Origin of the sequence: Flavobacterium antarcticum DSM 19726, assembly GCF_000419685.1 — a bacterium.
In the GTDB taxonomy this organism is placed as follows: Bacteria; Bacteroidota; Bacteroidia; order Flavobacteriales; family Flavobacteriaceae; genus Flavobacterium; species Flavobacterium antarcticum.
In genome coordinates, this window is record NZ_ATTM01000010.1 from 24,126 (window position 1) to 35,544 (window position 11,419).

The 11,419-nt window shown below is 35.7% G+C and carries 12 protein-coding genes; 9 read left to right on the top strand and 3 right to left on the bottom strand.

The window, feature by feature from the left end; translation table 11 throughout:
• Nucleotides 1-41 precede the first annotated feature (41 nt).
• From aroQ to YWA_RS0114285, 3 genes are all read right to left on the bottom strand, one after another.
• The gene (gene aroQ, locus YWA_RS0114275; protein ID WP_022829199.1) at nucleotides 42-455 is read right to left on the bottom strand and encodes a type II 3-dehydroquinate dehydratase; all 414 of its coding nucleotides are present in this window, start codon (nucleotides 453-455) and stop codon (nucleotides 42-44) included.
• A gap of 77 nt (nucleotides 456-532) precedes the next feature.
• Nucleotides 533-1,063, bottom strand: coding sequence for a porin family protein (locus YWA_RS0114280; RefSeq protein WP_022829200.1), 531 nt, complete (start codon nucleotides 1,061-1,063; stop codon nucleotides 533-535).
• A gap of 132 nt (nucleotides 1,064-1,195) precedes the next feature.
• Entirely contained in the window at nucleotides 1,196-1,720 is a 525-nt protein-coding gene (locus tag YWA_RS0114285) for a hypothetical protein (protein WP_022829201.1), read from the bottom strand.
• A 467-nt stretch (nucleotides 1,721-2,187) separates the two neighbouring features.
• Here YWA_RS0114285 and YWA_RS0114295 point away from each other — a divergent pair, with 467 nt between their 5' ends.
• The 9 genes from YWA_RS0114295 to trpA all read left to right on the top strand — a co-directional run bounded on the left by YWA_RS0114295 (nucleotide 2,188) and on the right by trpA (nucleotide 10,688).
• The gene (locus YWA_RS0114295; protein ID WP_022829203.1) at nucleotides 2,188-2,799 is read left to right on the top strand and encodes an outer membrane beta-barrel protein; all 612 of its coding nucleotides are present in this window, start codon (nucleotides 2,188-2,190) and stop codon (nucleotides 2,797-2,799) included.
• A gap of 157 nt (nucleotides 2,800-2,956) precedes the next feature.
• Nucleotides 2,957-3,859, top strand: coding sequence for a site-specific tyrosine recombinase XerD (gene xerD / locus YWA_RS0114300; RefSeq protein ID WP_022829204.1), 903 nt, complete (start codon nucleotides 2,957-2,959; stop codon nucleotides 3,857-3,859).
• A gap of 289 nt (nucleotides 3,860-4,148) precedes the next feature.
• Nucleotides 4,149-5,549 (top strand): anthranilate synthase component I family protein, encoded by a 1,401-nt coding sequence (locus tag YWA_RS0114305; RefSeq protein ID WP_022829205.1) that lies wholly within the window; start codon nucleotides 4,149-4,151, stop codon nucleotides 5,547-5,549.
• A 15-nt stretch (nucleotides 5,550-5,564) separates the two neighbouring features.
• Entirely contained in the window at nucleotides 5,565-6,131 is a 567-nt protein-coding gene (locus YWA_RS0114310) for an anthranilate synthase component II (RefSeq protein WP_022829206.1), read from the top strand.
• Nucleotides 6,132-6,191: 60 nt separating this feature from the next.
• Nucleotides 6,192-7,184 (top strand): anthranilate phosphoribosyltransferase, encoded by a 993-nt coding sequence (trpD, locus tag YWA_RS0114315; protein ID WP_022829207.1) that lies wholly within the window; start codon nucleotides 6,192-6,194, stop codon nucleotides 7,182-7,184.
• A 13-nt stretch (nucleotides 7,185-7,197) separates the two neighbouring features.
• On the top strand, nucleotides 7,198-7,986 hold the full coding sequence (gene trpC / locus YWA_RS0114320) for an indole-3-glycerol phosphate synthase TrpC (RefSeq protein WP_022829208.1): 789 nt from the start codon (nucleotides 7,198-7,200) through the stop codon (nucleotides 7,984-7,986).
• 1 nt (nucleotide 7,987) lies between these two features.
• Complete coding sequence (locus YWA_RS0114325; RefSeq protein ID WP_022829209.1) at nucleotides 7,988-8,668, top strand: phosphoribosylanthranilate isomerase; 681 nt, start codon at nucleotides 7,988-7,990, stop codon at nucleotides 8,666-8,668.
• Complete coding sequence (gene trpB / locus YWA_RS0114330; RefSeq protein WP_022829210.1) at nucleotides 8,668-9,849, top strand: tryptophan synthase subunit beta; 1,182 nt, start codon at nucleotides 8,668-8,670, stop codon at nucleotides 9,847-9,849. Before YWA_RS0114325 ends, trpB begins: the two co-directional genes overlap by 1 nt.
• Before the next feature lie 74 nt (nucleotides 9,850-9,923).
• Complete coding sequence (gene trpA / locus YWA_RS0114335; RefSeq protein ID WP_022829211.1) at nucleotides 9,924-10,688, top strand: tryptophan synthase subunit alpha; 765 nt, start codon at nucleotides 9,924-9,926, stop codon at nucleotides 10,686-10,688.
• The last annotated feature ends 731 nt before the right edge of the window (nucleotides 10,689-11,419 follow it).

An 11,419-nucleotide genomic window follows, 5' to 3' on the forward strand; every position in this document is an offset into this window, starting at 1 on the left:
GAGATAGACGCTTCTGGGATCAAAAAGGTTGCATGGCGGTTTTATAAAAACGAAAATAGAGCAAGTTCGTAGCTTTTTAGACCAAAACCGGTTACGATTCCCTTCGCATTTGGAGCAATAAATGATTGATGACGAAATTCTTCACGCGAAAATGTATTGGAAATATGTACTTCAACTACAGGTGTAGATATTGCTTTTATCGCGTCACCAATAGCGATAGAAGTATGAGTATACGCTCCAGCATTTAAAACAACACCATCGTATGAAAAACCAATTTCATGTAGTTTATCAATTAATTCGCCTTCAATATTACTTTGAAAATAATGCAAGTTGATACTGATGTATTTTTGTCGAAGTGTGTCAAAGTAGCTTTCAAATGAATGGCTTCCGTACACTTCGGGCTCTCTTTTTCCAAGCAAATTTAAATTTGGTCCATTGATAATGATGATGTTCATAAAATATGATTTTGAGTAAAAATACAAAAAAAAGCCGCTCTTTTGGAACGGCTTTCAATTTTGTATGTGGAGGTACTTTAGAAACGCAATCCTGCAGAAAGCTGAATTACTTTATTGGTCACTGAAGCATCTTTTGACGTATCTGTTAAACCTACAACGTAACGCGCTTGTACAAAAATAAATGAAGTTAGATTATATCCAATTCCACCTACAGCAGCAAAGTCAAAAGTTTTAGCACGGAATGTTTCTGGAACATCATCGTTAACCAAGAATGAAAATTGTGGACCCGCTTCAAGACTTAATTTATCACTAATCAAGTAAAATTTTGCAAGAACAGGCAATGAAAGGTAATCTAATTTGTAATCTTCATTTTGATATTCAGTTCCTTGAGACGAATAAAGAAGTTCCGGTTGAATGGAAACATTTTCTAATAAGTTAAGTTCTGCTAAAATTCCAACGTGAAAACTAGTAAGGTTATCACCGTTTATTCCACCTCCATCAAGAGTGGAGAAGTTGGCACCAATTTTAGCGCCATATTTTAAAGACTGTGCTTTTACAGCTGTAAATCCCAGTAAAAGAAATGCAGCAGCTAAGAATAAATTTTTCATGTTTTTTGTTTAAATAATTACCACGCAAAAGTACGAAATATATCTCCTGAAACTAGAGCACTTACCGAAAGTTTGGTGCAAAAAAAATGTGGAGTATTAACTCCACATTCTGTATTAAATTACAATTCTGAATTAGAATTTGTAGTTAAATCCTAAGTTTATCGATGAATAAAGGGTAGTTGCAGAACCAAACGCACCCATGTCTACTTTAGAAGAAAGTCCTTTATAACCTACAAATACTTCAAACATTTCTGTTTGGTATCCAACTTTTGGTTGGTAGTAAAAACCACCATCAATTCCGTCTGTCAATCCAACAGCATAACCCAAGTCAGCCCCAGCAAAAATGTTTTCTGTAAAACTATAGTTTGCAGTACCGTAAATAGGTAAAAAATTTGCATTGTCAGCTTTGTAAGTTGTACCCATTATATCGTACTCTTTTGCAAAATAAGTATTATAACTAACACCAATTCCTGCATCAAATCCTTCTCCAACATTCCATACATATGCAGCATTAGCACCTAAGTTGAAAGAAGCAGAATCTTCGATGTCTCCCATTGGCAAACCTACATCAACTCCAGCTTTAAATCTTCCTTCTTGTGCAGTTCCTGCGAACGCAAATCCAACAGTAGCAATTGCTACTAAAAATAATTTTTTCATGATTGATTGTTTTAATGTTTAGACAAATATAATTAATGTATTTAAATTTTGAAATAAAATATGTTAAAATTTTTAAGATTTTTAGTATGAAATTAATACATAGTAGACTAAAAAACGATAAAAAATAGTACTATCTATAATTTGCAGAAGCAAATATTGTGATAATTAACGACAAGCACAATACGTAATTATGCGTATTTGTTATAATAAGTACCTTAAAATTGATTTTTACCTGCTTTTTCTCTAACAGTTGTTTAATCTTATTTAAAATAAAAATTAGAATTATACGAATACCTAATACTTGTCCTTTATAGTTCTGATAGGTAACAATTGCGAATTCTTTTGTCAGAAGAAGTGGAATAAAACAGTATGTATTGTTCATAACTTTGTTCATAACTACAATTTTGTCAGATTTTACGTATAGTTTAATCGTATAAATTTGGCATGAATTTTAAATTTTAACAATTATGAAAAAAATTATTTTATCTGTAGCGGCAGTTTTCGCTTTTGGTTTTGCTAATGCACAAGATGCGAACTCAGGTTCAGCAGGTTTAGCTAAAGGAGATTTATACCTTTCTGGAACTTTAAACTACGCAACTGAAAAAACAGGTGACTTTAAGTCAGATATGTTTACAGTAGCGCCAGGATTAGGATATATGTTAACTGAGAATATTGCATTTGAAGGTTCATTAGGATATGTATCAGGTACTAGTAATGAATTTACTGGAGGTAATTTCGTTGAAGTAAAAAATTCAGGTTTTGGTATTAATGCAGGTGTTAAGTATTTCTGGACACCAGCTAATAATTTCTCTCTATCAATAGGAGGAAATATTTCTTATGCTTCGGTTAAGACTGAAGTTGATGCATTTGGTTCGGACTTTACGTCTAAAATTATTGGTGTAAATGTACCAGTTGGATTGCATTATTTCGTTTCAAATAATATCGCACTTACTTCTACTTGGGGTGGATTAGGATATACGTCTAACGACAACGGTGGAGATGGAGCTGAAAAAACAAATTCTTTTGAAGTAGGTTTAGATCTATCTGCAATCACTTTTGGAATGATTTACAAATTGTAATTTAATTTTATAAAATACAGGATAAAGGGAATTTCGAAAGAGGTTCCCTTTTTTTATTTGCAACTACTCAAAAGTCAGCTATTGTAAATAGGTATCTAAATTATAAAGTAAGAATAATCAATTGTTATTTATTCTTTTAATTTTCGTTCTTTGTACTATGAATTGGAATGCACACATAAAGAGCTATCAATCTTACTTGAAAATAGAACGGGGTTTGTCCCAAAATACGATCGACAGCTATTGTTTTGATATCGAACGCTTGTTGCTTTTTTTAGAAAAGAAGAAAGTGGACGTTTCACCCCTTACTATTAAGGAAGAAACACTGCAGCAATTTATTTATGAAATTGCCAAAGTAGTCAATCCTCGATCGCAGGCGCGAATTATTTCTGGCTTAAAAAGTTTTTTCTCCTACCTGATTTTTGAAGATTACCGTTCGGACAATCCGCTGGAATTAATCGAGTCGCCAAGGTTGGGACGAAAATTACCCGATACATTAGCCATTGAGGAAATAGACCAATTAATTGATGCGGTTGATTTATCTTCAAAAGAAGGCGAACGAAATCGCGCCATTTTAGAAACACTTTATGGTTGTGGACTTCGCGTTTCAGAATTAGTGGAACTTAAAATTTCCGATTTGTTCTTTGAAGAGGGCTTTATTAAAGTGACGGGGAAAGGAAATAAGCAACGATTTGTTCCCATTGCTGAAGTGACTGACAAATACATATCCATTTATAGAGACCAAGTCAGATGTCATCAAAATATTCAAAAAGAAGACAGCGATACCTTATTCCTGAACCGAAGAGGCAAGAAACTTACTCGAGCCATGATTTTTACTATTATAAAGCGATTGGCGGTTGCCATTAATCTGCAAAAAACAATCAGCCCACATACATTTCGGCATTCGTTCGCCACTCATTTATTAGAAAACGGTGCCGACTTACGTTCAATTCAGATGATGTTGGGACACGAATCCATTACCACCACAGAAATCTATGTGCATTTAGACCGGAAACATCTGCAAGAAGTGGTTAACGTGTTCCATCCACGGAAAAATTATTAAAAATAAAAACTGCAGGGAAGAAGGAATGATGTAATTGATTTATCTTGTAAAAACAAAATATAATTTTTTATTAAAAAAAGGGTTCAAATAAAATTACATTCCTATATTTGCTTCAAATAAAAAACATGTACACTCTTTTAAATAATACTTGGTGGTGGAATAATTTACGTCAGTCGTCGTGAAGTAAGCTCCTATAGTAGTATTTGAACCAATATACAGAAAGGCTTGTCAGAACGACAAGCCTTTTTTTTTGTTGCTATATTTTTAATCAATTTCAAAATAATTTCTCTTGAAAAAATTTAAACTCACCACTAAATACAAGCAAATCCTTGCCGATACGATTACACCTGTAAGCGTTTATCTTAAAATTCGCGATAAATTTCCAAACAGTATTTTGCTAGAAAGTAGCGATTACCATGCAAACGATAACAGTTTTTCTTACATCTGTTGCAATCCTATCGCTTCTATTAAAATAGAAAATGAAATGTGCACGACCTCTTTTCCGGACGGAAGTAGCGAAGTAATGACAATTGACGAGAAAATAAAGGTGGCTGAGGTAATTCAGCAGTTTGCTGCTCAATTTACAACCGATCAAAATGAGTTTAAATTCATTTCAAACGGATTGTTTGGCTACATTTCATACGATGCAGTACGGTATTTTGAAAAAATTCAGATTTCAAAAAAAGACGACAGTACTTCAATCCCTGAAGTGCAATACCACGTGTACCAAAATACAATTGCCATCAATCATTTTAAGAATGAGGCTTATATTTTCTGTCACAGTGTAGACGGGCGAGACAATACAACAGAAATTGAACAACTTTTACAAGCGCGAAACATTGCGACGTATAAATTTAAACGGGAAGGCGAAGGATATTCTAACTTAACAGATTCAGAATTCAAAAACAACGTAGCAGTAGCAAAAAAGCACTGCCACAGAGGAGACGTTTTTCAATTAGTATTGTCAAGACGATTTACGCAAGAATTTAAAGGAGATGAATTCAACGTTTACCGTGCTTTGCGAAGCATCAACCCTTCTCCGTATTTATTCTTTTTTGATTATGGCGACTTTAAAATTTTTGGTTCATCGCCCGAAGCTCAACTTATTGTCAAAGACAGAACAGCAGAAATTCATCCAATTGCAGGCACATTTAAAAGAACCGGAAACGACGAACAAGACGCAATCCTTGCAAAAAAATTAGCCGAAGATCAAAAGGAAAACAGCGAACACGTCATGTTAGTCGATTTAGCCCGAAATGATTTGAGTAGAAACGGCAGCCAAGTAGCAATTGAAAAATACAGAGAAGTACAGTTTTTCTCGCACGTCATTCATTTGGTTTCAAAAGTAACGGCTCGCTTACACGAAAAAGCAACGACGATGCAAGTGGTAGCAGATACCTTTCCCGCCGGAACTTTAAGTGGTGCCCCAAAACACAGAGCAATGCAACTTATCGAAGAGTACGAAAAAACCAACCGGAATTTTTATGGTGGAGCAATTGGCTTTATGGATTTTGAAGGTAACTTTAACCACGCAATCATGATTCGTACTTTTTTAAGTAAAAATCACCAACTCCATTCACAAGCAGGAGCCGGAATTGTAGCAAGTTCAGACGAAGAAGCAGAAATGCAGGAAGTGTACAATAAATTACGTGCTTTAAATAAAGCACTCGATGTGGCAGAAACCATTTAATAAAGAAAACAACACATGAAAAATATAGTAGTAATCGATAATTACGACAGCTTTACGTACAATTTAGTACACTATCTAGAAGGAATGGATGCGGAAGTAACCGTGTTGAGGAACGACGAATTTGAATTGGAGGAACTGGAAGATTTTGATAAAATAATCCTTTCTCCAGGTCCCGGAATTCCCGATGAAGCAGGTTTGCTGAAAGAAGTCATTCGTAAATATGCAGCAACGAAAAGCATTTTAGGCGTTTGTTTAGGACAACAAGCAATTGGAGAAGTTTATGGAGGCCAACTCACTAATTTAGAGCAAGTATTTCACGGTGTCGCGACAAAAATTAAAGTGACAGTAGATGATGAGGTCCTGTTTCAAGGTCTGCCAAATGAATTTGAAGTCGGTCGCTACCATTCCTGGGTCGTTCAAACGCCACTTCCTGAAGATTTAGAAATAACTGCTCTAGACGAACAGGGTCAAATTATGGCGTTGCGACACAGAACATTTGACGTTCGTGCAGTTCAATTTCACCCGGAAAGTGTGTTGACCCCAAATGGAAAACAAATATTGGCAAATTGGTTGAATAGTTAAATGATCAATTTCAAAAGAGAACTCAAAGAATAGGCAGGAGCCAAAAAAGTAAAAATACGCATGAAAACAATCTTAAACCGACTCATAAATCACGAAGTGCTCACAAAAGAGGAAGCACGTGAAGTCTTAATCAATATTTCGCACGGAAGTTATAATGAAAATCAAATTGCATCTTTTCTAACCGTGTACATGATGCGAAGCATTTCCATTGATGAGTTACAAGGCTTTAGAGAAGCGTTGCTTGAAATGTGCATTCGAGTTGATCTTTCTTCTCACAACACCATCGATTTATGTGGAACAGGTGGCGATGGAAAAGACACATTCAACATCTCAACGCTAGCTTCTTTTGTAACAGCAGGTGCAGGAATTAAGGTGGCAAAACACGGAAATTATGGGGTCTCGTCCATTTCAGGGTCTAGTAACGTCATGGAAAACTTGGGGATTAAATTTTCAACAGACAACGACCACCTGAACCGATGTGTAGATCAAGCAGGAATCGCGATTTTACATGCACCACTTTTTCATCCAGCCATGAAGAATGTAGGTAAAATTAGAAAAGATTTGGCTGTAAAAACATTTTTCAACATGCTGGGTCCAATGGTAAACCCGTCGTTTCCGCAGAATCAATTGGTTGGCGTTTTCAATTTAGAACTTGCAAGAATGTATGCTTATCTGTATCAAAACACGAATATCAATTTCAGCATCTTGCATTCATTAGATGGATACGATGAAATTTCATTGACCGGACCTACAAAAATCATCAAAAATAATAAGGAAGGAATCTTTAACCCAGCAGATTTTGGACTTTCAATAGTTTCTAAAAAGGATATAGAAGGTGGAACGACAGTGAAAGAATCAGCAGATTTATTTCTGAATATCATCAATGGAAAGGGAACAGAGACACAAAACAATGTTGTGTGTGCGAATGCTGCGATGGCAATTTCAACAGTCACAAATGACACACCGATAGAATGTTTTGAACTTGCTAAAGAAAGCCTCCTTTCCGGAAAGGCGAAAAAAGCGTTGCAAACAGTACAGGAATTGAGCAAATAAAAAAGAAGAAAGCATGACAATTTTAGATAAGATAATTGCAGATAAGAGAAGAGAAGTGTTGCTTAAAAAAACAGTGATTCCGGTGAAACAATTAGAAGCTTCCGTTTTTTTTGAAAGACAAGCAGTTTCATTGAGTACGAATTTAAGAGAAGGAACGCGTGGAATCATTGCAGAACATAAACGCCGTTCTCCCTCGAAGTCCATTATTAACAATGGTTTTTCGGTGGAAGATGTTATAAAAGGATACGATAGTGCCGGTGCCGCGGGAATTTCTGTGTTAACGGATGCGAAATATTTTGGAGGGTCGCTTGAAGATTTGGTTTTGGCAAGAGCGTCGACTGCTATTCCGCTTTTGCGAAAAGAATTCATCATTGACGAATACCAAATTATCGAAGCCAAAGCCAATGGTGCCGATTTAATTTTACTTATTGCTTCGGTATTAACAAGAAATGAGATCGAAAGTTTTTCAAAATGTGCCAAAAGCATAGGACTAGAAGTGCTTCTCGAAATTCACAATGAGCAGGAATTAGAAAAATCCCTAATGCCGTCGTTAGATATGATTGGGGTAAACAATCGAAACTTGGCCACTTTTGAAGTGAGTTTAAACAACAGTAAAGCGCTTTCAGCACGTATTCCTTCTGAATTTGTAAAGATATCCGAAAGCGGAATTTCATCTGTTGAAGATATTGTCGACTTGGAACACTACGGGTTTAAAGGATTTTTGGTAGGAGAAACTTTTATGAAAACGACAGATGCAGGTCAAGCAGCCGCAGATTTTATAAAAAAAGTGCAACAACGATAAGATGAAAACAGAAAATAAACCCATCGAAATTTCAAAAACAATTGGAGTAAAAATTTGTGGCATGCGGGAGATAGAGAATATTGTAGAAATTGCAGCTTTAAAACCGACTTATCTTGGATTCATTTTTGCGAAAAGTTCACCGCGCTATTTTCAAGGAGCAATTCCTGAAATGCCAAAGTCAATTCAAAAGGTAGGTGTTTTCGTAGGAGAAACGATTGAGAACGTACTGAAAGTTGTGAGCCAACACGAATTGCAAGCGGTTCAGTTGCACGGAAACGAATCTGTAACATACTGCAAGGAGTTAAAAGAAGTTTTGGATGGGGATATTAAAATAATCAAAGTGTTTTCAGTTGGAACTGATTTTGACTTCGAAGAATTGCAGCCGTTTGAAAAAACAGCGGATTACTTTCTGTTAGATACAAAGGGAAAGTGGGCAGGTGGAAATGGAACGCAATTCGATTGGCAAATTTTAAAACAGTACAATTCCCAAAAGCCTTTTTTCTTAAGTGGCGGCATAGGAGTGGAAGATGTTAAAGCGATTCAGAAGTTAAGAGAAACAAATTTGCCGCTGCATGCGGTTGATTGCAACAGTAAACTTGAAATTTCAGTAGGATTAAAAAACAAAAAACAATGTGAAGAATTGTTAGAAAGCTTCACAGTTAACTATAAAAACGAATTATAATGACTTATCATGTAAACGAAAAAGGATATTATGGTGAATTTGGGGGAGCTTACATTCCTGAAATGCTGTATCCCAATGTAGAAAAATTACGTCAAAACTATTTAAAGATAACAGCAGAACCAGAATTCCAAAAAGAATTTGATGAATTGCTAAAGGATTATGTAGGGCGTCCCACTCCTTTATACTATGCAAAAAACCTTTCTGAAAAGTATAAGGCAAAAATTTATCTGAAGCGAGAAGATTTGTGCCATACAGGCGCTCATAAAATCAACAATACCATTGGACAAATTCTCTTGGCCAAACGATTAGGTAAAACAAGAATTATTGCAGAAACGGGTGCGGGCCAACATGGAGTAGCAACTGCAACAGTTTGTGCGCTAATGGGTTTGCAGTGTATTGTATATATGGGCGAAGTAGACATCAAGCGTCAAGCGCCAAATGTAGCGCGAATGAAAATGCTTGGTGCGGAAGTGAGACCAGCTCTTTCAGGCTCAAGAACATTAAAAGACGCGACAAACGAAGCAATCCGAGATTGGATAAATAATCCTGTTGACACTTATTATATAATAGGTTCTGTGGTAGGACCACATCCGTATCCCGACATGGTTGCACGTTTTCAAAGTGTCATTTCCAGTGAAATTAAAATGCAGCTTCTTGAAAAGGAAGGTAAGGAAAGTCCTGACTATGTAATCGCCTGTGTTGGTGGCGGAAGTAATGCAGCAGGAGCATATTATCACTTTTTAGACGATGCGGATGTAAAAATAATAGCGGTCGAAGCGGCAGGATTAGGAGTACATTCGGGAGAAAGTGCGGCAACATCTGCTTTAGGGAAAATAGGAATCATTCACGGAAGCAAAACGTTATTGATGCAAACGGATGATGGTCAAATTACGGAACCCTATTCCATATCTGCCGGATTGGATTATCCAGGTGTAGGCCCGATGCATGCCCATCTGTTTGCTTCAAAAAGAGCACAATTCATTTCGATTACAGATGAAGACGCGATGAATGCTGGATTGGCGCTGTCAAAAATGGAGGGAATCATTCCTGCAATCGAAAGTGCACATGCCTTTGCAGCGTTAGATGTCATGAAGTTCAATGAAGAGGAGGTCGTGGTAGTAAATTTATCGGGTAGAGGCGATAAAGATTTACAAACCTACATCGACTATTTCAAATTATAAGAAGGTAATAAAGTGCCATTATCGGAGTCCTTATATGTAGGAGTGAACATACTGGTCAAATACACATACAAACGATGAATCGAATCAATCAAAAATTACAGGACAAAGAAAATATTTTGTCCATTTATTTTTCAGCCGGTTATCCTAATTTAAACGATACGGTTGGAATTATTCAGAAACTAGAAAACAGTGGGGTCGATCTTATAGAAATTGGTTTGCCGTTCAGTGATCCTTTAGCTGATGGGCCAACTATTCAAAACAGTGCGACAATTGCATTGCAAAACGGAATGTCAACAGAAGTACTTTTTAATCAATTGAAACAAATAAGGAGTACTGTAAAAATCCCACTCATTATAATGGGCTACTTCAATCCAATTATTCAGTATGGTGTTGAGCAATTTTGTCACAAATGTGCTGAGGTAGGAATTGATGGGCTAATCATTCCCGACTTACCTCTTGAGATTTACGTTCAAGAATACAAAGCGCTTTTTGAAAAGTATAGTTTGATTAATGTGCTACTTATTACACCACAAACTTCCGAAGAGAGAATTAAATTAATCGATACTGTTTCGGAAGGTTTTATTTATACGGTAAGTTCCGCAAGTGTTACAGGAAATAGTGTAGGTTTTGGAATGGAACAGGAAAATTACTTTCGAAGAATTCAAAGCATGAAACTTAAAAGCCCACAATTAATCGGTTTCGGAATTCACGATCAAGATACATTTTCACAGGCATGCCAATATGCAAAAGGTGGAATCGTTGGAAGTGCGTTCATAAAACACCTTGAGGGTTGCGGCTTGAGTGAGATTGGGAATTTTGTAAAAAAGTTTAAAAGGTAAACACGCAGTTAGAATGAGCTTATAGAAAAATGTAAAACATCCTTTCACGTGCATCGTTTGTTCATTCTAGCAAAAGAATCTATCTTAAATTTACAAGCGACTGCTTAAACTAGTAAATGACTGTTCATAAAATGAATCTTATTTATAGGAGTAGAAATGGATAAAGAAGGGTTCAGTTGATGTCCCTCATGTCTATTTTATTCTAAACAACTGATTTAAAGCAATGTAAATTTGATTTAAAAGCTATTTGCATCTGTAATTCTGCATTTAGTAGATATAAAACTCCTTATATATAGAAGCTGCATAGCAAAGGCATAGCAAATGCATGGTTATAGTGGTGAAAAGTACGGGCTACTATTTAGAAAACGTATCTAAATGGTATTTTTACTGGAGTGTATTGGATTATTGTGGTTAATTGAATCTAAGAAAGGATTTGAATTTAAAAATTATAAAGTTTAAGTCACAGACTATTAAAGCTTTAAAAAATACTTTTAAAAAAGGACGAATTAAGTATTGTTTAAGTGAAAAGAAGTGTTACTTTTGCACCCGCAACAACGGCGAAGTTCATACAAATTACTGTTTTTAGATCAAATTTATTTAGGTTAAAAATAATCAAAAATAAATTTGCGAGAGACGAAAAAAGTAGTTAGTTTTGCACCCGCTAAGAGGACAAGTTCTTTAGGTATTTTGAGGTTAGGATTTGGAAAAAATAAATCAAATTTATTTTTCAA

Bases quoted from the DNA above. Each gene is read 5' to 3' on its own strand.
- YWA_RS0114310 (WP_022829206.1), top strand. From the start codon at position 5,565: ATGAAAAATATAGTAGTAATCGATAATTACGACAGCTTTACGTACAAT.
- YWA_RS0114285 (WP_022829201.1), bottom strand. From the start codon at position 1,720: ATGAAAAAATTATTTTTAGTAGCAATTGCTACTGTTGGATTTGCGTTC.
- xerD (WP_022829204.1), top strand. From the start codon at position 2,957: ATGAATTGGAATGCACACATAAAGAGCTATCAATCTTACTTGAAAATA.
- YWA_RS0114325 (WP_022829209.1), top strand. From the start codon at position 7,988: ATGAAAACAGAAAATAAACCCATCGAAATTTCAAAAACAATTGGAGTA.
- aroQ (WP_022829199.1), bottom strand. From the start codon at position 455: ATGAACATCATCATTATCAATGGACCAAATTTAAATTTGCTTGGAAAA.
- trpC (WP_022829208.1), top strand. From the start codon at position 7,198: ATGACAATTTTAGATAAGATAATTGCAGATAAGAGAAGAGAAGTGTTG.
- YWA_RS0114295 (WP_022829203.1), top strand. From the start codon at position 2,188: ATGAAAAAAATTATTTTATCTGTAGCGGCAGTTTTCGCTTTTGGTTTT.
- trpD (WP_022829207.1), top strand. From the start codon at position 6,192: ATGAAAACAATCTTAAACCGACTCATAAATCACGAAGTGCTCACAAAA.
- YWA_RS0114280 (WP_022829200.1), bottom strand. From the start codon at position 1,063: ATGAAAAATTTATTCTTAGCTGCTGCATTTCTTTTACTGGGATTTACA.
- trpB (WP_022829210.1), top strand. From the start codon at position 8,668: ATGACTTATCATGTAAACGAAAAAGGATATTATGGTGAATTTGGGGGA.
- trpA (WP_022829211.1), top strand. From the start codon at position 9,924: ATGAATCGAATCAATCAAAAATTACAGGACAAAGAAAATATTTTGTCC.